This window comes from Marinobacter sp. SS21, from assembly GCF_028369065.1.
In the GTDB taxonomy this organism is placed as follows: Bacteria; Pseudomonadota; Gammaproteobacteria; order Pseudomonadales; family Oleiphilaceae; genus Marinobacter.
In genome coordinates, this window is record NZ_JAQNDA010000001.1 from 73787 (window position 1) to 98788 (window position 25002).

Here is a 25002-nt window from a genome sequence, read left to right on the forward strand (position 1 = left end):
TATGTAGCGTGCCGGCCCGCGGACCGGGGTACGCATGGAATGAAAAGAGCAGCATTATACGCTGCCGTGGTCTGGTTTTCTAAGTCGCGGTTGTAACCGGGCGGTTCGCCGGCCGCAAATTGGGAACACCGTCAGAAAAAGGTCAGGCCCACCTGGAACAACCGCTCCACATCCCGGATGCGCGACTTGTCCACCAGGAACAGGATGACGTGATCGTCCGGTTGCACCCGCAGGTGGTCGTGGGCGATGAGCACCTCGTTGTGGCGCACGATGGCGCCGATGGTGGTACCTTCCGGCAGGGCAATTTCGTCCAGCCGCTTACCCACCACCTTGGACGAGCGGTGATCACCGTGGGCGATGGCTTCGATGGCCTCGGCCGCGCCCCGGCGCAGGGAATAGACGTTGACCACATCGCCCCGACGCACATGGGTGAGCAGGCTGCCGATGGTGGTCTGCTGGGGCGAGATGGCGACGTCGATGTCACCGCCCTGAATCAGGTCCACATAGTCCGGGTTGTTGATCAGGGTCAGCACTTTGCGGGCACCCAATCGCTTGGCCAGCAGCGAGGCCATGATGTTGGCCTCGTCGTCGTTGGTGACGGCACAGAAGACATCGGTATTCTCGATATTTTCTTCCAGCAGGATGTCCTTGTTGGCGGCATTGCCCTCCAGCACCACCGTCTTGCGCAGGCTTTCCGACAGCATCACGCAGCGTTCCCGATCCCGTTCCAGCAGCTTGACCTGGTAGCGGCCCTCCAGGGTGTGGGCCAGCCGTTGGCCGATGTTGCCGCCACCGCAGATGAAGATGCGCTTGTAGGGTTTCTCCAGCGGCTGCAGCTCGCTCATCACCGAACGGATGTGGTCGGTGCCGGCGATGAAGAACACCTCGTCGCCGTCTTCGATCACGGTGTCGCCCTGCGGGATGATTGGCCGGTCTTTACGGAAGATCGCCGCTACCCGGGTATCGATGCGCGGCATGTGGGTGCGCAGGTAGGACAGTTCATGCCCCACCAGCGGGCCGCCTTTGGTGGCGCGGATCGCCACCAGCCGCACCAGGCCCTTGGAGAACTCCAGCACCTGCAGTGCGCCGGGGTATTCGATCAGGCGAGTGATGTGACGGGTGACCAGGTGTTCGGGACTGATCAGCACGTCCACCGGGAAGCCGTGTTCGCTGAACAGCTCCTTGCGGGCCAGGTAGGCGTTGGCGCGCACCCGGCTGATCTTGGTGGGGGTCTTGAACAGCACCCCGGCCACCTGACAGGCCACCATGTTGACCTCGTCGCTGTTGGTGACCGCGATCAGCATGTCGGCATCGTCGGCCCCGGCTTGCCGCAAAATCGTTGGGTAGGAGCCCCGGCCCTGCACGGTGCGGATGTCGAGGCGGTCCTGCAGCTCCCGCAGGCGGGTGCTGTCGGCATCGATCACGGTGATGTCGTTGGCTTCGTTGGCCAGGTTCTCCGCCAGGGTGCCACCGACCTGGCCGGCACCGAGTATGATGATCTTCATAAGTCCCTTACCTGTACCGGCCTTGAGCCGGACTGCTGGTTACCCATCGTTCTTGATCAAGACCGCGTAGAAGAAGCCGTCGTGGCCACCGGGCTCGGGCAGCAGCTGCCGCCCTTGGCCCATATCCCGGCCCCAGGTGACGTCCGGCCGCAGCAGTTGTGCCTCGGGCTGTTGTTTGAGAAACCGTTGAATTATACGGTGATTCTCCTGGGGGAATACAGAACAGGTGGCGTACAGCAGCCGCCCGCCCGGGGCCAGGGTCGGCCACAGCGCCTCCAGCAGGCCGAGCTGGATGGCCGCCAGCGGGGTGATGTCGTCTTCCCGTCGCAGCAGCTTGATGTCCGGGTGGCGGCGGATGACGCCACTGGCGCTGCAGGGCACATCCAGCAGGATGCGGTCGAAGGACTGGCCATCCCACCAGTGGGCGGTGTCGGCGGCATCGGCGGCCACCACCCGGGCGTCGAGGCCGAGTCGGTCGAGGTTGTCATGGATACGCGGCAAGCGCTCGACCGACTGCTCGATCGCGACCACCTCGGCAAGGTCGTCACAGGCCTCCAGAATCGCACAGGTCTTGCCGCCGGGGGCGGCGCAGGCGTCCAGCACACGCTGGCCGGGGGCCAGCTCCAGCAAGGTGGTGCAGAGCTGAGCCGCTTCGTCCTGGACGCTGACCGTGCCATCCTCAAAGCCGGGCAGGCGGTCCACCGGCACCGGCTGGGCGAGCTGGATGCCCAGGGGCGCGAAGCGGGTGGCGCTGGCGTCGATACCGGCCTGGCGGAGCCGATCAAGGTAGGCATCCCGAGGTCCTTGGCGGGCATTGACCCTTAAGGTCATGGGCGCCTGCACATTGTTGGCGGCAAGGATGTCCCGCCAGTCCTCGGGCCAGTTGTGGCGCAGCTTGGCCAGCATCCAGTCGGGGTGGCTGTGTTCGATGTCCGGGCTGGCCGGCGCCGGTTCGCCGTCCCGTTCGGCCCGCCGCAGAACGCCATTGACCAGGCCGGTGAGGTGGGGCTTGCCAAGGCTGCGGCAGGCCTCAACCGTTTCATTGAGCACGGCGTAACTGGCTTGCTGGCTGAAGCGTAACTGGAACAAGGCCACCAGCATCAGGTGATGAATGAGCCGATCCTGCTTGCGCAGGGGCCGTTGCAGCCGGCCGCGCAGTTCGCCATCGAGCCGGTGAAACCAGCGACAACTGCCATAGCACAGCGCCTGCAACTCGCCCCGCTCGCCGTCGCCGATCCGGGCCAGTGCCGGGGGCAGGCATTGGGACAGCGACTGGCCCTGCTCCACCGCCCACAGGACCTGGGCGGCGATGGCCCGTACCGATGGCTGTGCGGCGGTCATCTAGTTCAGCTCCTGGCCGACCAGCAACAGCGCCTTGCCGCCGTTGATCAGGTCGTTCACCGATTGGGCGCGGGTACCCGGCAGTTGCAAGCGCAGGATTCGCAGTACCCCGTCACCGCACTGGACATCGATGCCGTCCCGCTCGCGGCGGAGGATGGTGCCGGGGCGGTCAGTGGCGACACCGGCCAGGGGTTGGGCCTGGTGAAGGCGCACGCGCTGGTCGCCGAGGTCGGTGTAAGTGCCGGGCCAGGGTGTGAAGGCGCGGATCTGGCGGTCGATGTCGGCGGCGGAGCGGCGCCAGTCGATGTGGCCTTCCTGCTTGCTCAGCTTGTGGGCGTAACAGGCCTGGCTGTCGTCCTGGGTCTCACCCTGGAGGGTGCCGGTGGCCAGCTGTTCGAGGCTAGCGACGATGGCCTCGCCGCCCAGCTCCGCCAGCCGGTCGTGGAGACTGCCGCCGGTCTCGTCGGCGCCGATCGCGGTGCTGCGCTTGAGCAGCATGGCACCGGTATCCAGACCCTCGTCCATCTGCATGATGGTGATGCCGGTTTCCCGGTCGGCGGCGGCGATGGCACGCTGGATGGGGGCGGCGCCGCGCCAGCGTGGCAGCAGGGAGGCGTGAATGTTGAGGCAGCCCAGGCGCGGGATGGTCAGTACCGCGGCCGGCAGAATCAGGCCGTAGGCCGCCACCACCATGACATCGGGCTGCAGCGCCGCCAGTTCCTGACGGCTGTCCTGGTCCTTGAAGTGGACCGGCTGGAACACCGGCAGGCGGTGTTCCAGGGCCACCTGCTTGACCGGGCTGGGGCTCAGCTTGCGGCCGCGTCCGGCCGGTCGGTCGGGTTGTGAGTAAACACCCACTATCTCGTGGTCAGCCTCTATCAGCGCCTTCAGCGCGATGGCGGCAAAATCGGGGGTGCCAGCAAATACGATTTGCACGAATTGGGTTTCTCTGCGTCGGTGAATACGAAAAGACCGGGTTGGCACCCGGTCTCCTGGAACTCCGCGGTTATTTTCCGGCCCTGCGAGCGGGCGGTCAGGCGCGGATCTTGTGCTGTCGCTCCAACTTCTTGCGGATGCGGTTGCGTTTGAGCGCACTCAGGTAGTCGACAAACAGTTTGCCGTTGAGATGGTCCATCTCGTGTTGGATACACACCGCCAGCAGCCCGCTGGCTTCCAGCTCAAAGGCCTCGCCGTTGCGATCCAGGGCCTTGATCCGCACATGCTCGATGCGTTCGACATCTTCGTAGAACCCGGGCACGGACAGGCAGCCTTCCTGCATCTTCTCGTAATCGCCGTCGAGAATCTCCAGCTTCGGGTTGATAAACACCCGGGGCTCGCTGCGATCCTCCGACAGATCCATGACGATCACCTGCTGGTGAACGTTGACCTGGGTAGCGGCCAGGCCGATGCCGGGGGCATCGTACATGGTCTCAAACATGTCATCGATCAGCTGCCGGGTCTGGTCCGTGACTTCGGTCACCGGTTTGGCGATGGTGCGTAACCGGGGGTCCGGATACTCCAGGATTTCTAGGATCATAATTGGTCGAATCTTTCGTAGAGTGCGTTATGGCCGATGTCCGGCGTTCTGCCCCATCATCAATCCCTGGCTGGAGGGATCTCCTTTCCGAAATGCGACGGTGTACTGCGCATCGCCTGGGTCGTGTCTATTATGATCGGGGCAAAGGAGGCTGAATTAAACGTCCGCGACTGGCTGGCGTTGTGACGCCCTAACACCGCCTCCCGTGAGTCGCCTTTCGCGTGAACGCCGGCTTGGACAGCGCTATTATCCCTTAAGTTCACGCTTGAGTACAAACTGACCAGCACGGCGACTGCCGGCAGGTAGAATTTACTGGAAGAACAAAAGATAACATCACAATTTGCGAGACTTCTTCTATAGTAGTGGAATACGCAAATAGTAACGGTCTGGCGACCCGCACCCACAACCACCGATTAAGGCACGCGATCAAGGACTTACACAATGAGGAAACTGCTGTACGCTCTGGCGGCGACACTGCTGCTGTTAACTTCCTGGGCCCAGGCCGCGGGGCCTGAGTTCCGGTCCGATCATCCCGAGCGTTACACCGTCGTCAAGGGCGATACCCTGTGGGACATTTCATCCCGCTTCCTGGACAACCCCTGGTACTGGCCGGAGATCTGGCACGTCAATCCCCAGGTGCGCAACCCTCACTTGATTTATCCGGGCGATGTCCTGGCCCTGGTCTACATCGATGGTCAGCGTCGGGTGACCAAGGTGGGCGCCAGCGATGTGGTGCGGCTGTCCCCGAGCATCCGTTCCCAGCCGATTGATACGCCAATTCCGGCCATCCCGCTGGATGCCATCAGCAGCTTCCTGTCCGATACCCGTATCGTCAGTGCCGAAGAGCTGAACGGCGCACCCTATGTGCTCGAAGGGGAGGATGGCCGCATCATCACTGGCGCCGGTGATCGGGTCTATGCCCGTGGCAGTAAGCCGGCGGACAAGATCGGCGTGTTCCGCCGCAGCAAGAGCTTTGTCGATCCGGACACCGGCGAGTTCCTCGGCCTGGAGGCCCGCGCCATCGCCCGTGGCGAAGTGGCGGCGGAAAACGGCGATGTGCTCACCGTTGAACTGAACAGTTCCACCGAGGAAGTGCGCATTGCCGATCGCCTGCTGGCGGGCGAAGACCGCAGCATCAGCACCACCTTTACCCCCAGCTCACCGGAAACCGAGATTCTCGGTGAGATGATCTCGGTGGAAGGCGGGGTGACCCAGATTGGTCAGTACGACGTGGTGGCCATCAACCGGGGCCAGCGCGAAGGCCTCGCTCCCGGCAACGTGCTGGCGGTGTTCAAGACCGGCAACCTGGTGCGCGACCCGGTGACCAACGAAACCGTCAAGCTGCCGGATGAACGCGCCGGTCTGGTGATGGTGTTCCAGTCCTATGAAAAAATGAGCTATGGCCTGGTGCTGCAGGCACTGCGTCCGCTGGCGCTGGGCGACCGGGTACAGAACCCCTGACCTCAATCCGTTTGCGGAATAACCCAAAGAGCCGGCCAGCCCCGGCTCTTTTTTTGGGTGACCGGGCGGCTGCCGGTTGCCCTGCCCCGATGATTCACCTTCTCCTGCCAGGATGGCAACTCGTGACAAGGAAGCCCTGTAATGACCGAAACTGCCTGCGCCCCGCAGACCGTCCCTGACCTGTTCACCGCTGATGCGGGTTGCTGGCTGCTGCTGGCGCACTTGCCGGGCCTTGGCCGCAAGCGCCGGCTGGCGTTGCTGGAACAGCTCGAGACACCCCAGCAGCTGGCGGCCGCCAATTCCGCAACCCTCAAGAGCCTCGGCCTGGGTGGTGTCGCCATCGGAACCGTCCTGGCCTGGCAGCGCCAGGACCGGAAGCACCCGGAGCTGGTCCGGCTTCAGCACTACCTGAGCCGCTGCCAATGCCAGGGCATTGAGCTGATGACCTGGGCCGATCACGATTACCCGGAGCCCTTGCGTCACATTCACGATGCCCCCTTGGTGCTCTATCTGAAGGGTGACCGCGCCCTGCTCGGGCGGGATCAGATTGGGGTGGTCGGCAGCCGCAACGCCTCGCCCGCCGGGCTGGACCACGCCCGCCGGTTTGCCGTTGCGCTCAGCGAACGGGGCTATCTGGTGACCAGTGGCCTGGCGCTGGGGGTGGACGGTGCCGCTCACGCCGGCGCCCTGGATGCCGGCTTTCCCACCGTTGCGGTGATCGGTACCGGGGTGGATGTCAGCTACCCCCGAAGCCACCGGAAGTTGGCCGAGCGCATTGCCGAACACGGTGTGATCGTCTCCGACCTGCCCCCCGGGAGTCCGCCCAAGGCCGCCCATTTCCCGCAACGCAACCGCATCATCAGTGGACTCAGCCGGGGCATCCTGGTGGTGGAGGCGGGGCTGCGCAGTGGCTCGTTGATTACCGCACGTCTGGCGCTGGAACAGGGCCGGGAAGTGTTCGCCATACCCGGTTCGGTGCACAATCCCCAGGCCAGGGGCTGCCATCAGCTGATTCGCCAGGGCGCCAGCCTGGTGGAATCGGTGGCCGACATCGAGCAGGAACTGGGTGCCTGGTGGACGGTGCCGGGCACAGATCGCGCGCGCGCGGAAACGGCGGCTGCCGGGCAAGCGCCGCAGTTAGCGCTGGACAGCGGCGCGCCGACAGGACTGGACGAGCGCGAAATCGCGGTCTGGCAGGCATTAGGGTATGATCCGCAATCAACCGATGAGCTGTGCGATGGCACCGCTCTGGCCGCCGATCAACTGATGCAGGCGCTGCTGCTGCTGGAAATGCAGGGACTGGTAGCGTCGGTCCCAGGTGGCTATATACGGCTGGCCTGATTTGTCTAATGTGACCGCGAAGATACGATGAACGAGCACCCTGACCCTTTGAACCACTGGCAACGAAACTGCATCCGTCGCACCCTCGACCGGGGCGGGGTGATTGCCTACCCCACCGAAGCCGTCTGGGGACTGGGTTGTGACCCCTGGAATGAGGACGCAGTGAATCACCTGCTGGCACTCAAGCAGCGGCCGGTGCACAAAGGGCTGATCCTGGTCGCAGCGTCGGTGGCGCAAGTCGAGTTCCTGCTTGCCCCGTTGGCCCCGGAATTGCGCCAGCGGGCCCTCGCCCATTGGCCTGGACCGGTCACCTGCCTGATTCCCGACCTGCACCAGCAGATACCAGCCTGGGTGCGGGGCCGGCACGCCTCCATTGCCGTGCGCGTCAGCGATCACCCATTGGTTCAGGCCCTGTGTGACACTGCGGGCAAGCCGCTGGTATCCACCTCCTGCAACCCGGCGGGGCGGCAACCGGCGCGCTCGGCCTGGCAGGTTCGCAAGTATTTCACCGACGGCCTCGACTGGCTGGTACCGGGGCAGCTGGGGGCCGAACGCAAGCCCAGCCAGATCCTCGACATCAGCACCGGTCGGCGCCTGCGCTAGGAGTCTACGATGTCATCCAATTCCGCACCCGATACCGCAGCCGTACACCAGTATCTCCTTGACCTGCAACAGTCCATTTGTGATGGCCTGGCACGGGCCGATGGCCAGGCCAGCTTCGCCACCGACAGCTGGACTCGCCCGGAAGGCGGCGGCGGTATCAGCCGGGTGATCGGCAATGGTGCGGTGTTCGAAAAGGGCGGCGTGAACTTTTCCCACGTCATGGGGGAAACCATGCCGGCCTCCGCCACCGCCCACCGCCCTCATCTGGCCGGCGCGCCGTGGCAGGCGATGGGGGTATCCCTGGTGATGCACCCGAACAACCCCTATGTGCCGACGTCCCACGCCAACGTCCGTTTCTTCATCGCCACCCCGCAGGAGGGCGAGCCGGTCTACTGGTTCGGTGGCGGCTACGATCTGACGCCCTACTATGGTTTCGACGACGACTGCGTGCACTGGCATCGGGTGGCCCGCGCCGCCTGTGATCCGTTTGGTGATACCATCTATCGCGACTACAAGCGTTGGTGCGACGACTACTTCTACCTCAAGCATCGGGATGAGCCGCGGGGCATCGGCGGCCTGTTTTTCGATGATCACAACACCGGGGATTTCCAGCGCGATTTCGAGCTGATGCGAGCGGTGGGCGACAGCTATCTGGCCGCCTACCTGCCCATCGTCGACCGCCGCAAGGACACCCCTTACGGCGAACGTGAGCGGGAGTTCCAGCTGTTCCGGCGTGGCCGCTACGTCGAGTTCAACCTGGTGTATGACCGCGGCACGCTGTTTGGCCTGCAGTCCGGGGGCCGGACCGAATCGATCCTGATGTCGCTGCCACCGCTGGTTCGCTGGGATTACGCCCGTACCCCAGAACCCGGAAGCGAGGAGGCGCGGCTGACCGAGCATTTCCTGACCGCCCGGGATTGGCTGGAGCTGAACTATGACTAACGACCTGTACGCGGTGGTGGGCCACCCCATCAGTCACAGCAAATCCCCGCGCATTCACAGCCTGTTCGCCTGCCAGACGGGCGAAGCGCTGGAATACACCGCCATTCAGGCGCCATTGGATGGTTTCGAGGCCACCGTGGCACAGTTTTTCGAGCGCGGCGGTGGTGGCCTCAACGTGACAGTTCCGTTCAAGGAACAGGCCTGGCAAATGGCCCAACGCCGCACCGAGCGGGCACAAAAGGCCGGCGCCGCCAACACCCTGTACCTTGACGAAGACGGCCGCCTTACCGCCGACAACACCGACGGCCAGGGTCTGGTCAGCGACCTGTGTGGTAATCACGGGGTCGAACTGGCCGGCGCGAACATTCTGGTGCTGGGCGCCGGCGGTGCGGTCCGCGGCGTGCTGGCGCCGTTGCTGGCGGCCAAACCGGCTGCCCTGACCATCGCCAACCGCACCCTGGCTAAGGCCGAGGCCTTGCTGGCGCTGTTTGCCCCCGACGCTGGCGCAACCCGCCTGAGCGCCTGTGGATTCGACGCGCCGGATCGGCCGTATGACCTGATTATCAACGGCACCAGCGCCAGTCTCCAGGGCGACTTGCCACCACTGTCGCCATCTGTGATCGACAACCGCACCGTGGTGTACGACATGATGTATGCTGCCAGCGAAACCACCTTCAACCAGTGGGCACGGGAGCGGGGTGCGCAACAGACAATTGATGGTCTGGGCATGCTGGTGGAGCAGGCGGCCGAGTCCTTCCGGGTCTGGCGGGGGATCAAGCCGGTGACCGCGCCGGTGATTGCCGAGCTGCGGGACTGAGCGGCCGCAGCCACCAATTTGGACTATGCTGGGAACTTGACCGTGGTCGACGGCGGGCGCCGGCTCACGGCGCGGCAACCGATGTAGTCGTCCGGGCTTGAACCGGCACGAGGTAGAGGCGTAAGGCGAACCATGGACATCCTGACCCTTGTTGGCCTGATTGCAGGCGTGTTGATCGTGACGCTGGCGATGCTGGCCAATGCCACCCTGTTGACCTTCCTCAACCTGCCGGGCCTGGCCATCGTGGTGGGCGGCACTTTCGCCGTGACGCTGATCAAGTTCCGCCTGCCGTCGGTGATGGGGGCCTTCCGGCTGGCGCTGTCCGCGACCTTCACCGACCGGGTCGAACGGCCCACCGAGCTGATTCGGGAAGTGGGTGAGCTGGCGCGGGTGGTGCGCAAGGAAGGCATCCTCGGGCTGGAAAGCCATGACACCCACAACGATTTCCTGGCCAAGGCCATCACCCTGTGTGTCGACGGCCACGCGCCGGAGCTGGTGGAGGAGGCCCTGGCCCAGGAGATCCAGCAGACCGCCGAACGTTACGAAGTCTCCGAGCGGGTGTTCCGGGGCATCGGCGAATCGGCTCCGGCCATTGGCATGCTGGGCACCCTGGTGGGGCTGGTGCAGATGCTCAACACCCTGGACGACCCGTCGTCAATAGGCCCGGCCATGGCCATCGCCCTGCTCACCACCCTCTACGGTGCCTTTATTGCCCAGCTCATCGCCCTGCCATTGGCGGACAAGCTGCTGCTGAAGGCCGAGGACGAGCAACGCAACCAGTTGCTGATCACCACCAGCATCCGCAACATCATGCGGGGTGAGAACCCGCGGGTGATGACGGAGCTGCTGTCGTCCTTCGTCCATCCGGAGCATCGCAGCGGGCTGGCGGCCGAGCGGGAGAGCTGATGGTGGCCGGCAAGCGGGTTGCGGTGGGCAAGAAACGCGGCCACGGCTCACCGGCCTGGATCGTGACCTTCGCGGATCTGGCCACCCTGCTGCTGACCTTCTTCATTCTGCTGTTGTCCTTTGCCGAACTGGATGCCCAGAAATACCGCATGATGGCCCAGTCCATGGCGGTCGCCTTCGGCTCCGGCAAGGTGCTGGCGGACGGGGTCGGGGGTTCGCCGCTGACCCTGATCGAGAGCGACACCGTGTCGCTGCCGGAACCGGTGGATTCCGCCGCCGAGAGCCCGGAGTTTGTCGATGAACGGATCACCACACCGGCGCCTACCCCGGTGTCGGCGGGGATCGTGGATCTGGCGTCGCGATTGATTGAGGCACTGGAGCCCCAGGTTGCCTCGGAGGCGCTGACGGTCAGCTACGATACCGAGCGGGTGGTCATCCGCTTCTCCGAGGAGGCCACCTTCCGCTCCGGAGAGGCGGCGCTCAAGCCGGGCATGACGCCGATCATCGAGCAGGTGGTGGGGGTACTGGCCAATTGCAGCGGTGAGGTGCTGGTGGCGGGCTACACCGACGACCGGCCGATCGTCAGCGGCCGCTACCGCTCCAACTGGGATCTGTCGGCGGCGCGGGCGGTGTCGGTGGTGCATGAACTGGTGCTGAATCGCCAGGTGCCGGCAAGCCGCGTCACCGCCGCCGGCCGGGCCGAAACCAACCCGCTGGTGGCCAATGACTCGCCGGACAACCGGGCCCGCAACCGCAGGGTGGAAATCTCCATTCGCGACCCGGAATGCCAGCCGGATACGGCCGCCTCCGAGTTGCCGGTGGAGATCCTGCCGTAGCCGCCGCAAGCGGTTCTTATTCATTCAGGTCAAGTGTTCATGCCCAAATCCTATAAACATGGCGGGCCTGGGTCGTTATACTGTCGGCCTTTCCATGCCTGAGGCCGCACCTGGCGTGTGAGCCCAACCGAGAAGAGAGAGACCATGAGCGGACCAGAAAAACCGAAGGTGATCGGCGAGGAGCTGAGCGACGAGCGCATCCAGAGCTACCTGGCGGTCACGCCTTACGATGCCAAAGAGAATGCCGACTATTTCGTGCTGATCCGGGCCTACCAAGCGTTGCGGGCGGGCGATTTCGAGCGTTTGCTGGGCTTCTTTGTGGCGGCCGGTCGTGACCTTAACGCGATCAATGGCGACGGCCAGACCATCCTCGATCACATTTCCGAGCACGGCCGCAGCGGCGACTATGTCGCCAGCCTGAAGCAAGCCGGTGCCCTGCCCGCAGCGGAGGTCGGCCGCTAACGCGACCGACGACCACTGGGACAGCCCTAATCGGGGCGGGGGTTCAGTGCACCTCGACCTCGATGGCCTTGGGCTCCTGAGGCTCGACCTTGTTCAGGGTCAGCGTCAGGATGCCGTCCTTGAAGCTGGCGGCGATGCTGGACGGGTCCACGTTGTCCGGCAGGGTGAAGCGGCGGGTGAAGCTGCCGTATACCCGTTCAATCCGGTGCACTTTCTTGTCGTGGCTTTCCTCTTCCTGTTTGCGTTCGCCGGCGATGGCGAGCACGCCGTCATGGACCGTCACCTTGACGTCTTCCCGTTTCATGCCGGGGAGTTCGGCCTCGATGGTGAAGGCGGCTTCGGTTTCCTTGATGTCCACCACCGGTGCCCAGTCGCTGCGACCGAACATGCCTTCCCGTTCGCCGTTGGTGCGGGGTAGGTTAAAGAGCCGGTTGTACCGATCGAAGAGATCTTCAAACTCACCCATCGGGTTCCAGCGTGTGATGTTGCTCATAATGAAACTCCTCCTACGAACCTGAAATCACGGTTGTTTCAGACATCAGCTCCGTTCTCGGAACAGCTCCATCGCAGTGGCGCCTACTGGACGGGAATCCTCGAACTGCTTCTATTTCGAGTTATAGGAACGGTGGGGGGGAATTTCAATGGCTAAATTTTAAACAGATTCGGTTTGGTGTGACGTTGTTCCAGCCTGTTGATTCCCGGGCGGTGGTCAGAGGGTAAGCTTGCTCCGCTCTCCTCCAAGGCACGTCCTTGTACCTATCGGAGACCGCGCCGTCCTGGCGCTGCTGCGCAATCTTACCCTCTGACCACTTTGAGCTTTGGCGTTATATCAGTCGCGTAGTACGCAGCTGCCAAGCGCTTCCTGCCAGTAGAACCGGAACGAAAAGTGGCGATATCACAGCGCCCGTTTGGCGGGCGGTGGTGGGCCTTCTGGAGCAGCGCCATGGATGGCGCGGTCTCCGACAGGTACAGGGACGTACCTTAGAGGAGAGCGGAAGAAGGCCCACCACCGGTCGCAGGCACTAAATCCGCAGGCTAGTAAGCTGAATGCTAGGAACCAGAACCCCCGTCTAAATACTCATCCTTCAACTTCACATAATTCGCCGCCGTGTACTTGAAGAACGACCGTTCCTTGTCACTCAGCGCCCTCGCCTGTTTGCACGGCGCTCCCACGTACAGGTAGCCGGATTCCAGGCGCTTGCCCGGCGGTACCAGGCAGCCGGCGGCAAGGATGACTTCGTCGCCCACTTCGGCGCCGTCCATCACGATGGCGCCCATGCCCACCAATACCCGGCTGCCGATGGTGCAGCCGTGCAGCAGGGCCTTGTGGCCTACGGTGACATCGTCACCGAGTATCAGCGGCCAGCCGCCGGGGTTGTAGTCGCTGGCGTGGGTGATGTGCAACACCGAACCGTCCTGGAGGCTGCAGCGGGCGCCGATGCGAATGCGGTGCATATCGCCGCGGATCACCGTCATTGGCCACACCGAGCAGTCCTCGCCCAGTTGCACGTCGCCAATCACCGTGGCGGTGGGGTCAATCCATACCCGGTCGCCGATTTGTGGACTGCTACCCTTGTGTGAACGGACATTCGTCATTACATATACCTCTATACGCGGTGAGACACAGGCGAGCGCGCCAGGCGCGCAGCAACACGGATTGCCGCTCAAGTTACCTGACCTGACAAGCACTGAGAAGGGGACCTATGACTAACCCACTGCTGACCGATGATCTGTTGCCGGCGTTCGGCCGCGTTCGCACCGAACACATGGAGCCGGCGATTGACCAGATTCTCAGTGACAACCGGAGGCAGATCCAGGCGTTGGCCAAGCAGGACGATCCCACCTGGGACACCTTGGCCCAGCCCATGCAAGCACTGGATGACCGGCTCAACAACGCTTGGTCGGTGATCTCCCATCTCAATGGGGTGATGAACAACGACCAACTCCGCGAGGTGTACAAGCGCCTGCTGGAAAAACTGACCGAATACAGCACCGAGGTCAGCCAGAACGCCGAGCTGTGCGCGGCCTACAAGGCGCTGGCGGAGCGGGACGATTTTAGTAGTCTGAGCGAAGCTCAGCGCAAGGCGATCACCAACACGTTGCGGGATTTCCACCTGGGCGGTGTCGACCTGCCGCCGGAGCAGAAGCGACAGTATGCCGACCTGTCCCGGGAGCTGGCCGAGCTGTCCAACAAGTTCAGCGACAATGTGCTGGATGCCACCCAGCACTGGTTCCGTCACATCACCGACGTCGAAGACCTGGCCGGTCTGCCGGAGACCGCGCTGGAAGGTGCCCGCCAGGCGGCCCAGCAGCGGGAGCTGGACGGTTACGTCATTACCCTCGACTTCCCCAGTTTCTACCCGGTGATGACCTACTGCGACAACCGTGAGCTGCGCCGGGACGTCTACGAGGCCTTTGTCACCCGGGCCTCGGACATGGGGCCAGACGCTGGCCAGTGGGACAACACCCAGGTGATGACGGAGATCCTCAAGCGTCGCCATGCCCTCGCCCAGCTGCTGGGTTTTGCTAGCTACGCCGAGCGTTCGCTGGCCACCAAGATGGCCCGCACCGTGGATGAGGTGATGGCGTTCCTGCACCAGCTGGGGCGCAAGTCCAAGCCAGTGGCGGAGCAGGAAGTGGCGGAGCTGGCGGCCTTTGTCCGCGAACAGTATGGGGTCGAGGAGCTGGAAGCCTGGGATATCGGCTATTACAGCGAGAAGCTGCGTCAGCAGCAGTATGATATCTCCCCGGAGACCCTGCGTCCCTGGTTCCCGGTCAACAAGGTGGTGCCTGGCCTGTTCGCGGTGGCGGAGAAGCTGTTCGACGTGCAGATCGAGGCGCAGCCGGAGGTGGCAACCTGGCACCCAGACGCCACCGCCTATTGCATCAGCCGTCATGGCCAGCCCATCGCCTGGTTCTATCTCGATCTTTACGCCCGCCAGGGCAAGCGCGGTGGTGCCTGGATGGCGGATTGTCGGGTGCGCTGGCGTAACCTGCAGGACCATCTGCAGCTGCCGGTGGCGTTCCTCACCTGCAACTTCACTCCGCCGGTGAATGGCAAGCCGTCGCTGCTGACCCACGATGAGGTCACCACCCTGTTCCACGAATTCGGCCACGGCCTGCACCATATGCTGACCCAGGTGGAGGTGGCGGAGGTCTCCGGCATTAACGGCGTGGCCTGGGATGCGGTGGAGCTGCCCAGCCAATTCCTGGAAAACTGGTGCTGGCACCGGGATTCGCTGGCACTGATTGCGAGCCATCATGAGACGGGCGAGCCGTTGCCGGAAGATCTGCTCAGCAAGCTGCTGGCGGCGAAGAACTTCCAGTCCGGCATGCAGATGGTTCGCCAGCTGGAGTTTTCGCTGTTCGATTTCCGCCTCCACGCGGAGTTCAGTCCCGAGTCTCCGGTTAATCCGCTGGAGGTGCATCGTCAGGTTCGCGATGAGATCGCGGTGGTCAAGGCACCGGCGTTCAACCGCTTCCCCAACAGTTTCTCCCACATCTTTGCCGGTGGTTACGCGGCGGGCTACTACAGTTACAAGTGGGCGGAAGTGCTGGCGGCGGATGCGTTCTCGCTGTTCGAGGAGCACGGCATCTTCGATCCGCAGACCGGCAAGGCATTTCTGACGAACATTCTGGAGAAAGGCGGGTCTCAGGAACCGATGGAGCTGTTCAAGGCGTTTCGCGGCCGTGAGCCGGAAGTGGATGCGCTGCTGCGACAGTCGGGCATCACTGATCAGGCCGCCTGAGGTCTGGTCCGTGGTGGGTTACAATAGCCACAGCACGGGTCCGTGGTGGGTGGCAGGACCGGCCCCACCCCGAACCCCGTTTGACCAATGCTAGATGAGAGAGACAAGATGGCGAGTCCCAAGCGTTTTATCGCCGGTGCGGTGTGTCCCCGCTGTGCGGAGATGGACAAGATCGTGATGTACAGCAACGATGAGGGCCAGTTCCGCGAGTGCGTGGCCTGCGGCTACAGCGACAAGCAGGGAGAAGCCGAACCGCAGGTGACCGAACTGGATACCCGGGTGAACCAGCGCAAGAACGAGGATGACCACACGGTGAAGCAGGTGGTGTTCTTCAAGGCAGGCTCTGACGATTGATTTGAGTTGGCCGGCCTGTTAATGATCAGCCATGGGTGAGAGGGAGCGGGGGCGCCTTCCAAAACGAGAAACGTTGTTTCTCTGATTGTTTTGGAAGGCGCCCCCGCTCCCTTTTTTCTACTTTAGATAACGTCCAGGTTTCGTTGGAAACTGTCAGTCACACCGAGAAACCTGAAATGAGTTCCTTGATATTGGCTGGGGCAATAAACACATCCTTTTTGCCAACTTTATACTTTCTGAGGATTTTAAATTCATCAGAAAGCTTTTGAAGATCCGTTCTTGCGGTCTGGTAGGTCACTCCATGAGAAGATTTGTGGCTTTGTATCGTGTATTCGGCCCCAGGGTTTTCCAAGGCATTTTTCAGGATGCTCAGTTGCCTGTAATTCAGTTCCCCCTGTAAACGGGAGTTCTCAAGAATGCCCTCAGCTTCGCGCAACTGCCTGGATTTTTCTGCGAGGTAGGCATGAAGATCCTGAATGGCCTGCTTTATCACTTCGAGCTGGTGAATGATGAAGTATGTGACGTCGTTGCCGTCAGTTTCTGAATAGAGGTATGCCTGCATGTATTTGGCCGGCGATTTTTTTATAACTCGGCTGATGGAGATGTACTCCATCAGCCAATAGCCTTCCTTGGCCATTACCCAATAAAAGAGAGCCCTGGCCGTCCTGCCGTTGCCATCTACAAAGGGATGATCGTATCCAATCATGAAGTGAACAATGATCGCCCGAACAATCGGTGGGATATAGGAGGACTCGTCCTCGTCAGTTTTGTTAGCGAAATCGCACAACCTATCCAATCGTTGAGCTAGCTCCGACGCCAATGGTGGGACGTGTAAGAGAACTTCGTCAGTTGAATAGACACAAATATCGTCCTCTGCTCCTCTGAAAACACCAACTTTATCAGCATCCTCGTCGTCCATGGTGTCTTCGGTGAGAATCTTGTGCAGCTCAAAGATCATCGACGGTGTCAGGTCGTCGTCTTTGAACTCCCGAATAAACACCATGGCTCTATGATTGTTAAGGATCATTTTTTCCGAGTGATCCTTTGGCGCCCGCCCGGTCCTGATCATTTCCTTTGCCACCCTTCTTGTCGTCGAAGCGCCTTCAAGTTGGCTGGAGCTGATGGCTTCTTCTATCAAGGAGTTGATCAGATAGGTTTGCTTGGTTTTAGCATCGGTAATCCGCGAATCCGCCTCAATAGCCCCGGTGGCATTTTCGACCACCCAGAGAATATCCCGCATGACGACGTCAGGTATGCAGTACTGGAATGGAACCCCGTTTTTGTCATGGAATGGCAGTTGCTTAGACGTGCTTTGTCTAGCCTGTTTGGTTGCTAACCAAAATAACTCGGAAGTCAGGCCTTTTGGTGGTGTGAGGTGGCGGAGTTTGTCCCAATGCAGATATCTGCCCTTGGGATCGCAGGGACCGATCTGGGCATTCATCATTAACAGGACATTTTGGGGAGTAAGCTCTTTCCCCCAACTCTGCATACACTCCTCGAGTTTGGGGGGGCTTTGAGGAACCTTCATTGCTGATTGCTCGCAATCTACTATTTTTTAAAAATTTAGTAGATTGTTGATCTGAAAGCAACACCTACTAAATTTTAAAAAATTAGTAGGTGTATGTAGTAGTTTGAAAATTAATAATTAATTTGATGGTTGTTTTGGAATGCCTCACCGGTAACTTAGGTTAATGACTAAAGCAGCATCGCCGCCACCCAGCCAAACACCAGCAACGGCAGGTTGTAGTGCAGGAAGGTGGGTACCACGGTATCCCAGATGTGGTTGTGCTGGCCGTCGACGTTGAGGCCGGCGGTGGGGCCGAGGGTGGAGTCGGAGGCCGGGGAACCGGCATCGCCCAAGGCACCGGCGGTGCCCACCAGCGCGACGATGGCGAGGGGGCTGAAGCCCATTTCCAGCGCCAGCGGCACATACAGCGCGGCGATGATGGGAATGGTGGAGAACGACGAGCCGATGCCCATGGTGATCAGCAGCCCCACCAACAGCATCAGCAGCGCCGCCAGTGCCTGGTTGTCGCCGATCACGCCTACCGAGCCTTGCACCAGCGATGTGATCTCGCCGGTTTCCCGCATCACCTCGGCGAAGCCGGAAGCGGCGATCATGATGAAGCCAATCATCGCCAGCATCTTCATGCCTTCGGTAAACAGGTCATCGGCCTCTTTCCACTTCACCACCCCGGACAAGTTGAACAGCACGAAGCCGGTCAACGCGCCGAGGATCATCGAGCCCAGCCACAGCTGCACCACGAAGGCGGCAGCGATGGCCACCAGCGCCATTACCAGGGTGCGGCCGCTGTAGCGGATGTCGACCCTTTCGGTCTGGCTAATGGCCTCCAGGTTGTAGGCGCGGTCTCCGCGATAGCTGACGAACACCGCGACCAACAGCCCCAGCAGCATACCCAGCGCAGGCAGTGCCATGGCGGACATGACGTTGAGGTGGTCGGTGGCCACCCCGTTGTCGTTGACGTTGGCCAGCAGGATTTCGTTCAGGTAGATGCCGCCGAACCCTACCGGCAGGAACATATACGGGGTGATCAGGCCGAAGGTGAGCACACAGGCCACCAACCGGCGATCCATGTTCAGCTTGGCCATTACGAACAGCAGCGGTGGCACCACCAGCGGAATGAAGGCAATGTGGATCGGCAGGATGTTCTGGGACGACATGGCAATGGCGATCAACAGGCCGATGATCAGCAGGCGGATGCCGCCGGCGGCCTTGTCGCGGTCCTGCTGGCCCAGGTCTTGGTTACCCACCAGGGCGAGGGCCTTATCGGCCAGGGCATGGGCGAGGCCGGATTTGCCGATGGCCACGGCGAACGCGCCCAGGGTGGCGTAGGACAGAGCCACGGTGGCGCCACCGCCGAGACCCCCGTTGAAGGCTTCGATGGTGGCTTCCAGTGACAGGCCACTGATCAGGCCACCGGTAATGGCGCCGATGATCAGGGCGACGACAACGTGAATTCGGCACAGGCTCAGAATGAGCATGATCCCGACCGCGGCAACGACGGCATTCATGGCAGGCTCCAGTTGGACGAATTGGCGACAAAAAAGCCGCTAATGTGCCGGATGGCTGCGGCACCGTCAAAGCGGGATTGTACCTAGGGAACCCGTCGTGACCCGGAGCTGGGGTTTATTCGCCGGCCGGGCCGAGGTAGGCGAAGCGCGGCACCTGCTCACCGGCGACATCCACGGTTTCCCGGAACATGGCCAGGGGCCTAACCCACAGGCTGTAGTCGCCATAGAGGCAGCGGTAAACCACCAGCGGTTCCTCGGTTTCGCTGTGGCGGGCAACGCCCAGCACCTCGTAATCGTGGCCTTTGTAGTGGCGGTAGCGGCCAGGGGCAAGTTCGCGGATCATGGTAACGTTCTCACAGATGGCCGGGGCCGAAACCCCGGTTGGGGTCTCAGTTCTTCAGTTTGTACCGGCCCGGGCCCATGAAAATCAAAGCCAGCGCGGTAAAGAGGAAGAAACCCTGCAGCTCCAGCGCCCAACCGCCGGACCCGCTGAGTGCCAGCAGTTCGTGGCCGTGGACCAGGGCGATGGCCACCAGCATGTTGAACACGATGATCAGGGCGCCAATGCGGGTCTGGTAGCCCAGTATCACCATCAGCGGCGCGATCACCTCACCAACATAGACGCCGTAGGCAAAGAACGCAGGGATGCCGTGGCTGGCCAACTGGGCTTCGATGAAGCCGGTGCCGTTGATCAGTTTGAAAATGCCGTGAAACAGCATCAACCCGCCGAGGGTCAGGCGGATGATCAGTTTTCCAAGGTCGGCGTTGTCGAGCACGTTTTTCTCCTATGATCAGAGATTTACCAATTTTGCCACTAGCCTAGCGTAAATGTCTGACAGCGAAAAGCGCGGGATTCGGTGTTGGTACGGTCGTCCTAGACGCCCTTGCCGAGGGTCAGGCGGATGTGGTTGCGCATCAGCAGGTTTTCCCAGTAGTCCCGCATCCAGTCCCAGGCCGCGTGTTTGGCCTGGTCGACGAACGGATCCAGGTCCAGCTCGTAGTAGTCCGGGGTGCCGGCGATCTGCATCATGGTGACGTCGATGGATTCGTCCAGTTCATTGGAGAAGGGTTCGCCGATCAACTGGTGCGCCAGCAGGTTGGCGCGGGTGGCTTCGACATCCACCAGCTGGCTGCTGCGGATGGAGCGATTGTTCTCGTACATTTCTTCCATCAGGCGGTGGCACAGGTAGGCGCGAATCAACAGCCCATCCAGGCCCTCGTGGCGGGCCAACAGCTCCGACGGTTGGGTGAAGTAGCGGGTGGCGGTATCTATAAACGGCGCAAACAGCTCCAGGCAGCCGGCCTGGCGGGCACAGGCATCGACGCATTCGATCAGCCGAGGGGCCATCTCGATGTATTCCACCGCGAATTGGAACAGGCTGGTGGCGGGCTGGTAGCCGTCCACCGTGATGCTGGCAGGGAGCGCGGACGCTTTCTCCTTCATCTGCCGGAGAAACTCTCCGGAGCGGGCTTCCTGCCGGCGGGCCTGGTCAATGATGTCGAGTAATACCGCTGGTGTCATATCAGGAGATGCCGGTGTGTCAACGGAATAGGGTCGCAAGGCGCCTCCCGCTCTTAAGGTGCGATCCATCGAGCCAGCTCAGCGGTTACAGACCGACACTGGCAGCCGTCGGCCCCCTGCCCGTGGGCAATGCGAGGCCTCTTGAGTGAAAGTGTAGTTGAGTTTTAACAGAGTGCCCGCCGAACCCGGATTACGTGAACCAGCGATCGGTTTGAAGGTCTTTTACCATTCGCCAGGCCATGCTCGCGGCTCGCGCCAGCATCAGGCAAATCAGCGCAAACCACTGGCCATGGTTGCCCCAGCCGGTGGTGAGCCACCACAGCGGCAGGAACACCAACAGCGCCGATAGCAGCATGCTGTTTTGCATCTCCCGGGTGCGGGTGGCGCCGATGAAGATGCCGTCCAGCACGAAGCCGCCCACTGACGCCAGCGGCAGCAGCCACAGCCATGGCAGGTAACGCCAGGCCTCGTGCTGGACGCTTTCGAGGCTGGTGAGCAGGGCAATCAGCGCCGGTCCGGCGAGGACAAAGCCTGCGGTGAACAGCAGCGCGCCCCACACTGACCAGCGCAGGGCGGCGGTACAGGTTTGGTGGAAATAGCGTCGGTCCCGCTGGCCAAGGGCTTCCCCCACCATGGCCTCGGCGGCATTGGCAAAGCCGTCCAGGCCATTGGAGATTACCATCAGGAAGGTGAGCAGTACCGCGTTGGCGGCCAGCACAACGTCGCCCTGACGAGCACCCTGGGCAGTGAAGAACGCCAGCACCAGCAACAGGGTGACGGTACGCACCAGAAGGTAGCGGTTAACCCGAAGCAGACCGGTGTAATCCGCCAGGGTGCCGAACAGCGCCCGCAGGCTGGCCCGGTGGCCGGGAAGCCGGGCCAGCACCAGCCAGCCGCCGAGGCCGGCGGCCGTGTATTCCGCGATCACGGTGGCCAGTGCCACGCCCCGGCTGTTCCAGCCCAGGCCGGTAACGAACAGCAGATCCAGCAGTATATTGAGGCCGTTGGCGGCAATCAGCATCAGCATCGGCCCCCGGGGAAACTGGGTGCCGATCATCCAGCCCACCAGGGTGTACTGACACAGCACCGCCGGCGCGCTCCAGATCCGGATGGCGGCGTACTCGCGGGCCAGTGTCGCCACCTCCGGGCTGGGGTTCATCAGGGTCAGTCCCAGCTCGATCAAGGGCCGGTGGATAGCGATCAGCGCCAGGCCGATGGCGCCGGCGAGCAGCAGCGACCGGACCAGCAGCGCGGTCTGGCCGAAGCCGTCCCGACGTCCGTAGGCCTGGGCGGTCAGCCCGGTGGTGCCCATACGCATGAAGCCGAAGGTCCAGTACAGCAAGGTAAAGAGATTGGCGCCGATGGCTACCGCGCCCAGGTAGATGGGGCTGTCCAGATGACCAAGCACCGCGGTGTCCACCAGACCCAGCAGCGGCACCGTCAGGTTGGTCAGCATCATCGGCCAGGCCAGGGCCCAGAGGCGGCGGTCGAGGCTGGGCAGTGTCAGCCGGGTGGGGAGGAATGTGGGCATGGGTTCAGGAGGCGTCGCGTGACTATGGCTTAGAAATTTTAATTATAAAAAAAGCTTGTTAATAGTCGTTTATTGTTTAGACGATTTTTAGCAATTCCCAAACCCCTGTCTATACTCAGACGTGTTAAGGAGCCGCTGATTAATTCCAGATCATCTCGGGCTTTCAGGGGCTCCCTAGAATCCGTGAGCAGACTTCCACTTCGGTTCTAACGGTGCGTGCGAACACTGAAGGTAACCGAAGCGGTGCGCAAGAAAATCCGACAAGAATAATCCTCTGCGGAGACACACTATGGGCGTGCACGCAATGCGGGCAGGTGTCCTCGCGGGTGGTCTGTTGCTCCCAGCCTGGTCAATGGCGGACTGGACACTCAACATGACCCCCGGCGTCACCGGCACCAGTAACGAGATTTTCAGCCTCCATATGACCATTCTGTGGATCTGTGTCGCCATTGGCGTCGTGGTCTTCGGGGTCATGTTCTGGTCCATCCTGGCCCACCGGAAATCCGAGGGGCACAAGCCGGCCCACTTCCATGAGAACACCGCGGTGGAGGTGGCCTGGACCATCATCCCCTTTGTCATTCTGGTGATCATGGCCATTCCGGCCACCGCGACTCTGGTGGACATGTACGACACCGAAGAGTCGGACATCGACATCAAGATCACCGGTTACCAGTGGAAGTGGCGCTACGATTACATCAATGACGACTTTGGTTTCTTCTCCAATATGGCCACCTCCCAGGACGAGATCTACAACCGGGCGGCCAAGTCTGAGCACTACCTGCTGGATGTGGACAACCCGCTGGTGATCCCGGTGGGCAAGAAGGTCCGCTTCCTGGTGACGGCCAACGATGTCATCCATTCCTGGTGGGTACCGGCCTTTGGGGTCAAGAAGGACGCCATTCCCGGCTTCATCAACGAGACCTGGACCCGGGTGGACGAACCCGGCATCTACCGGGGCCAGTGCACCGAGCTGTGTGGCAGGGATCATGGCTTCATGCCGGTGGTGGTCAAGGCGGTGCCGCAGGCGGAGTACGACGCCTGGGTGCAGGATCAGCTTGCCGCCGCCGAGCTCGAACGCCAGCTCACCGAGAAGGAGTGGACCCTGGAGGAACTTCTCGAGCGGGGTGAGCGGGTCTATGCCACCGCCTGCGCCGCCTGTCACCAGGCCAATGGTGCGGGCATTCCCCCGACCTTCCCGGCGCTGAAGGGCAACCCGGTGGTGACCGAGGATCTGCCGGCCCACCTCGACATCGTGGTGAACGGGGTTTCCGGCACCGCCATGCAGGCGTTCGGCCCCCAGCTGTCGGAGGCAGACCTGGCGGCGGTGATCACCTACGAGCGTAACGCCTGGGGCAATAACACCGGCGAGATGATCACGCCGAAACAGGTGTTCGATTACAAGAACCAGCAGTAACCGACTGACATTCGCCACCGCCGCGCGCCGGTGGCTACAGGGGGTCTTTCATGAGTGCGGTTATCGATACCCACGCCGGAGAGCATCATCACGGGCCCGCCAAGGGCATCACCCGGTGGCTGTTCACCACCAACCACAAAGACATCGGCACCATGTACCTGGTGTTCAGCTTCGCCATGTTCCTGTTCGGCGGCAGCATGGCGATGGTGATCCGGGCCGAGCTGTTCCAGCCCGGCTTGCAGATTGTCGATCCGGAATTCTTCAACCAGATGACCACCATGCACGGTCTGATCATGGTGTTCGGGGCGGTGATGCCGGCGTTCGTCGGTCTCGCCAACTGGATGTTGCCGATGATGGTGGGCGCACCGGACATGGCGTTGCCGCGCATGAACAACTGGAGTTTCTGGTTGCTGCCCTGCGCCTTCCTGATCCTCGCCTCCACCCTGTTCATGTCCGGCGGCGCCCCCAACTTCGGCTGGACCTTCTACGCGCCGCTGTCCACCACCTACGGGCCACCGAGCACCACCTTCTTTATCTTCGCGGTCCACATCATGGGGATCTCGTCGATCATGGGGGCGATCAACGTCATCGCCACCATCCTCAACCTGCGGGCGCCGGGCATGACCCTGATGAAAATGCCGCTGTTCGTGTGGACCTGGCTGATCACCGCCTTCCTGCTGATCGCGGTGATGCCGGTGCTGGCCGGGGTGGTCACCATGATGCTGATGGACATCAACTTCGGCACCAGCTTCTTCGATGCCAGCGGTGGCGGTGACCCGGTGCTGTTCCAGCATGTGTTCTGGTTCTTCGGCCACCCGGAGGTGTACATCATGATCCTGCCGGCGTTCGGCGCGGTGTCCCATATCATTCCGGCGTTCTCCCGCAAGCCGCTGTTCGGCTACGCCTCCATGGTCTACGCGGTGGGCGCCATCGCCCTGCTGTCGTTCGTGGTCTGGGCCCACCACATGTTTACCGTGGGCATACCCATCGCCGGCCAGTTGTTTTTCATGTACGCCACCATGCTGATTGCGGTGCCCACCGGGGTGAAGGTGTTCAACTGGGTGGCCACCATGTTCCGGGGCGCGCTGACCTTCGAGGCGCCGATGCTGTTCGCGGTGGCCTTCGTCATCCTGTTCACCATCGGCGGTTTTTCGGGCCTGATGCTGGCCATCGCCCCCGCCGACTTCCAGTACCACGACACCTATTTCGTGGTGGCCCACTTCCACTATGTGCTGGTGCCCGGGGCCATCTTCGGCATCTTCGCCTCGGCGTATTTCTGGCTGCCCAAGTGGACCGGCCATATGTACGACGAAACCCTGGCCAAGACCCATTTCTGGCTGTCGTTCATCGGCATGAACCTGGCCTTTTTCCCGATGCATTTCCTGGGGCTGGCGGGCATGCCCCGGCGAATACCGGACTATGCCCTACAGTTTGCCGATTTCAACATGGTGTCCAGCATTGGGGCGTTCATGTTTGGGGCCACCCAGTTGCTGTTCCTGCTGATTGTGGTCAAGTGCATTCGCGGTGGCGAGCAGGCTCCGGCCAAGCCCTGGGAAGGGGCCGAGGGGTTGGAGTGGACCCTGCCTTCACCGCCGCCGTATCACAGTTTCCAGACACCGCCGGAAGTGAAGTAACCGCAAGGAGGCGC

At 62.0% G+C, this 25002-nt stretch carries 24 protein-coding genes; 12 read left to right on the plus strand and 12 right to left on the minus strand.

Annotated elements, in window-relative coordinates:
• Positions 1 to 131 precede the first annotated feature (131 nt).
• From trkA to def, 4 genes are all read right to left on the minus strand, one after another.
• Complete coding sequence (trkA, locus tag N6L25_RS00300; RefSeq protein WP_271976926.1) at positions 132 to 1505, minus strand: Trk system potassium transporter TrkA; 1374 nt, start codon at positions 1503 to 1505, stop codon at positions 132 to 134.
• A gap of 39 nt (positions 1506 to 1544) precedes the next feature.
• Positions 1545 to 2846 (minus strand): 16S rRNA (cytosine(967)-C(5))-methyltransferase RsmB, encoded by a 1302-nt coding sequence (gene rsmB / locus N6L25_RS00305; protein WP_271976927.1) that lies wholly within the window; start codon positions 2844 to 2846, stop codon positions 1545 to 1547.
• Positions 2847 to 3782 carry a methionyl-tRNA formyltransferase gene (fmt, locus tag N6L25_RS00310; RefSeq protein ID WP_271976928.1) on the minus strand — a complete coding sequence of 312 codons (936 nt, stop codon included), beginning with the start codon at positions 3780 to 3782 and terminating at the stop codon, positions 2847 to 2849.
• 97 nt (positions 3783 to 3879) lie between these two features.
• Positions 3880 to 4386, minus strand: coding sequence for a peptide deformylase (def, locus tag N6L25_RS00315; RefSeq protein WP_271977406.1), 507 nt, complete (start codon positions 4384 to 4386; stop codon positions 3880 to 3882).
• A gap of 438 nt (positions 4387 to 4824) precedes the next feature.
• Between def and N6L25_RS00320 the strand changes: the two genes are divergently transcribed.
• The 8 genes from N6L25_RS00320 to N6L25_RS00355 all read left to right on the plus strand — a co-directional run bounded on the left by N6L25_RS00320 (position 4825) and on the right by N6L25_RS00355 (position 11751).
• Complete coding sequence (locus N6L25_RS00320) at positions 4825 to 5844, plus strand: LysM peptidoglycan-binding domain-containing protein (protein ID WP_271976929.1); 1020 nt, start codon at positions 4825 to 4827, stop codon at positions 5842 to 5844.
• 141 nt (positions 5845 to 5985) lie between these two features.
• The gene (dprA, locus tag N6L25_RS00325) at positions 5986 to 7185 is read left to right on the plus strand and encodes a DNA-processing protein DprA (RefSeq protein WP_271976930.1); all 1200 of its coding nucleotides are present in this window, start codon (positions 5986 to 5988) and stop codon (positions 7183 to 7185) included.
• 27 nt (positions 7186 to 7212) lie between these two features.
• Positions 7213 to 7788: an L-threonylcarbamoyladenylate synthase gene (locus N6L25_RS00330; RefSeq protein ID WP_271976931.1), complete on the plus strand. Its 576-nt coding sequence runs from the start codon at positions 7213 to 7215 to the stop codon at positions 7786 to 7788.
• Between the two features lie 9 nt (positions 7789 to 7797).
• On the plus strand, positions 7798 to 8730 hold the full coding sequence (gene hemF, locus N6L25_RS00335; RefSeq protein WP_271976932.1) for an oxygen-dependent coproporphyrinogen oxidase: 933 nt from the start codon (positions 7798 to 7800) through the stop codon (positions 8728 to 8730).
• Positions 8723 to 9547: a shikimate dehydrogenase gene (gene aroE, locus N6L25_RS00340; protein ID WP_271976934.1), complete on the plus strand. Its 825-nt coding sequence runs from the start codon at positions 8723 to 8725 to the stop codon at positions 9545 to 9547. The genes hemF and aroE overlap by 8 nt, the downstream gene beginning before the upstream one ends.
• A 132-nt stretch (positions 9548 to 9679) precedes the next feature.
• A complete protein-coding gene (locus tag N6L25_RS00345; protein WP_271976936.1) occupies positions 9680 to 10453 on the plus strand; it encodes a MotA/TolQ/ExbB proton channel family protein in 774 nt (257 codons plus the stop codon).
• On the plus strand, positions 10453 to 11289 hold the full coding sequence (locus tag N6L25_RS00350) for a flagellar motor protein MotB (RefSeq protein WP_271976937.1): 837 nt from the start codon (positions 10453 to 10455) through the stop codon (positions 11287 to 11289). Before N6L25_RS00345 ends, N6L25_RS00350 begins: the two co-directional genes overlap by 1 nt.
• A gap of 144 nt (positions 11290 to 11433) precedes the next feature.
• Positions 11434 to 11751 carry a PA4642 family protein gene (locus N6L25_RS00355; RefSeq protein WP_271976939.1) on the plus strand — a complete coding sequence of 106 codons (318 nt, stop codon included), beginning with the start codon at positions 11434 to 11436 and terminating at the stop codon, positions 11749 to 11751.
• 43 nt (positions 11752 to 11794) lie between these two features.
• Here the strand turns inward: N6L25_RS00355 and N6L25_RS00360 are convergent, their stop codons facing one another.
• Positions 11795 to 12244: an Hsp20/alpha crystallin family protein gene (locus N6L25_RS00360; protein WP_271976942.1), complete on the minus strand. Its 450-nt coding sequence runs from the start codon at positions 12242 to 12244 to the stop codon at positions 11795 to 11797.
• A 557-nt stretch (positions 12245 to 12801) separates the two neighbouring features.
• A complete protein-coding gene (locus N6L25_RS00365; RefSeq protein WP_271976944.1) occupies positions 12802 to 13347 on the minus strand; it encodes a gamma carbonic anhydrase family protein in 546 nt (181 codons plus the stop codon).
• 107 nt (positions 13348 to 13454) lie between these two features.
• On the opposite strand from N6L25_RS00365, the gene prlC reads away from it, so the two are divergent.
• Both prlC and N6L25_RS00375 read left to right on the plus strand, forming a co-directional pair.
• Entirely contained in the window at positions 13455 to 15500 is a 2046-nt protein-coding gene (gene prlC / locus N6L25_RS00370; RefSeq protein WP_271976946.1) for an oligopeptidase A, read from the plus strand.
• Positions 15501 to 15608: 108 nt separating this feature from the next.
• Entirely contained in the window at positions 15609 to 15854 is a 246-nt protein-coding gene (locus N6L25_RS00375) for a YheV family putative zinc ribbon protein (protein WP_271976948.1), read from the plus strand.
• Positions 15855 to 16011: 157 nt separating this feature from the next.
• Here the strand turns inward: N6L25_RS00375 and N6L25_RS00380 are convergent, their stop codons facing one another.
• The 6 genes from N6L25_RS00380 to N6L25_RS00405 form a co-directional block, all read right to left on the minus strand.
• Positions 16012 to 17343: a Fic family protein gene (locus tag N6L25_RS00380; protein ID WP_271976949.1), complete on the minus strand. Its 1332-nt coding sequence runs from the start codon at positions 17341 to 17343 to the stop codon at positions 16012 to 16014.
• A 206-nt stretch (positions 17344 to 17549) separates the two neighbouring features.
• Positions 17550 to 18887: a Na+/H+ antiporter family protein gene (locus tag N6L25_RS00385; protein WP_271976950.1), complete on the minus strand. Its 1338-nt coding sequence runs from the start codon at positions 18885 to 18887 to the stop codon at positions 17550 to 17552.
• A 115-nt stretch (positions 18888 to 19002) separates the two neighbouring features.
• Positions 19003 to 19230: a DUF1653 domain-containing protein gene (locus N6L25_RS00390; protein WP_271976951.1), complete on the minus strand. Its 228-nt coding sequence runs from the start codon at positions 19228 to 19230 to the stop codon at positions 19003 to 19005.
• A 46-nt stretch (positions 19231 to 19276) separates the two neighbouring features.
• Positions 19277 to 19663: a DoxX family protein gene (locus tag N6L25_RS00395; protein ID WP_271976953.1), complete on the minus strand. Its 387-nt coding sequence runs from the start codon at positions 19661 to 19663 to the stop codon at positions 19277 to 19279.
• A gap of 98 nt (positions 19664 to 19761) precedes the next feature.
• Positions 19762 to 20409 carry a hypothetical protein gene (locus tag N6L25_RS00400; protein ID WP_271976954.1) on the minus strand — a complete coding sequence of 216 codons (648 nt, stop codon included), beginning with the start codon at positions 20407 to 20409 and terminating at the stop codon, positions 19762 to 19764.
• Positions 20410 to 20599: 190 nt separating this feature from the next.
• Positions 20600 to 21940 (minus strand): MATE family efflux transporter, encoded by a 1341-nt coding sequence (locus N6L25_RS00405; protein ID WP_271976955.1) that lies wholly within the window; start codon positions 21938 to 21940, stop codon positions 20600 to 20602.
• 289 nt (positions 21941 to 22229) lie between these two features.
• Between N6L25_RS00405 and coxB the strand changes: the two genes are divergently transcribed.
• Positions 22230 to 23354, plus strand: a complete 1125-nt coding sequence (gene coxB / locus N6L25_RS00410; RefSeq protein WP_271976956.1) for a cytochrome c oxidase subunit II — start codon at positions 22230 to 22232, stop codon at positions 23352 to 23354.
• Between the two features lie 50 nt (positions 23355 to 23404).
• Positions 23405 to 24988: a cytochrome c oxidase subunit I gene (gene ctaD, locus N6L25_RS00415; RefSeq protein WP_271976958.1), complete on the plus strand. Its 1584-nt coding sequence runs from the start codon at positions 23405 to 23407 to the stop codon at positions 24986 to 24988.
• Positions 24989 to 25002 lie beyond the last annotated feature (14 nt).

Coding starts and splice junctions, on each gene's coding strand:
- trkA (WP_271976926.1), bottom strand. CDS start 1,505: ATGAAGATCATCATACTCGGTGCCGGCCAGGTCGGTGGCACCCTGGCG.
- rsmB (WP_271976927.1), bottom strand. CDS start 2,846: ATGACCGCCGCACAGCCATCGGTACGGGCCATCGCCGCCCAGGTCCTG.
- N6L25_RS00320 (WP_271976929.1), top strand. CDS start 4,825: ATGAGGAAACTGCTGTACGCTCTGGCGGCGACACTGCTGCTGTTAACT.
- dprA (WP_271976930.1), top strand. CDS start 5,986: ATGACCGAAACTGCCTGCGCCCCGCAGACCGTCCCTGACCTGTTCACC.
- N6L25_RS00330 (WP_271976931.1), top strand. CDS start 7,213: ATGAACGAGCACCCTGACCCTTTGAACCACTGGCAACGAAACTGCATC.
- hemF (WP_271976932.1), top strand. CDS start 7,798: ATGTCATCCAATTCCGCACCCGATACCGCAGCCGTACACCAGTATCTC.
- aroE (WP_271976934.1), top strand. CDS start 8,723: ATGACTAACGACCTGTACGCGGTGGTGGGCCACCCCATCAGTCACAGC.
- N6L25_RS00345 (WP_271976936.1), top strand. CDS start 9,680: ATGGACATCCTGACCCTTGTTGGCCTGATTGCAGGCGTGTTGATCGTG.
- N6L25_RS00350 (WP_271976937.1), top strand. CDS start 10,453: ATGGTGGCCGGCAAGCGGGTTGCGGTGGGCAAGAAACGCGGCCACGGC.
- N6L25_RS00355 (WP_271976939.1), top strand. CDS start 11,434: ATGAGCGGACCAGAAAAACCGAAGGTGATCGGCGAGGAGCTGAGCGAC.
- N6L25_RS00360 (WP_271976942.1), bottom strand. CDS start 12,244: ATGAGCAACATCACACGCTGGAACCCGATGGGTGAGTTTGAAGATCTC.
- N6L25_RS00365 (WP_271976944.1), bottom strand. CDS start 13,347: ATGACGAATGTCCGTTCACACAAGGGTAGCAGTCCACAAATCGGCGAC.
- prlC (WP_271976946.1), top strand. CDS start 13,455: ATGACTAACCCACTGCTGACCGATGATCTGTTGCCGGCGTTCGGCCGC.
- N6L25_RS00375 (WP_271976948.1), top strand. CDS start 15,609: ATGGCGAGTCCCAAGCGTTTTATCGCCGGTGCGGTGTGTCCCCGCTGT.
- N6L25_RS00380 (WP_271976949.1), bottom strand. CDS start 17,343: ATGCAGAGTTGGGGGAAAGAGCTTACTCCCCAAAATGTCCTGTTAATG.
- N6L25_RS00385 (WP_271976950.1), bottom strand. CDS start 18,887: ATGAATGCCGTCGTTGCCGCGGTCGGGATCATGCTCATTCTGAGCCTG.
- N6L25_RS00390 (WP_271976951.1), bottom strand. CDS start 19,230: ATGATCCGCGAACTTGCCCCTGGCCGCTACCGCCACTACAAAGGCCAC.
- N6L25_RS00400 (WP_271976954.1), bottom strand. CDS start 20,409: ATGACACCAGCGGTATTACTCGACATCATTGACCAGGCCCGCCGGCAG.
- N6L25_RS00405 (WP_271976955.1), bottom strand. CDS start 21,940: ATGCCCACATTCCTCCCCACCCGGCTGACACTGCCCAGCCTCGACCGC.
- coxB (WP_271976956.1), top strand. CDS start 22,230: ATGGGCGTGCACGCAATGCGGGCAGGTGTCCTCGCGGGTGGTCTGTTG.
- ctaD (WP_271976958.1), top strand. CDS start 23,405: ATGAGTGCGGTTATCGATACCCACGCCGGAGAGCATCATCACGGGCCC.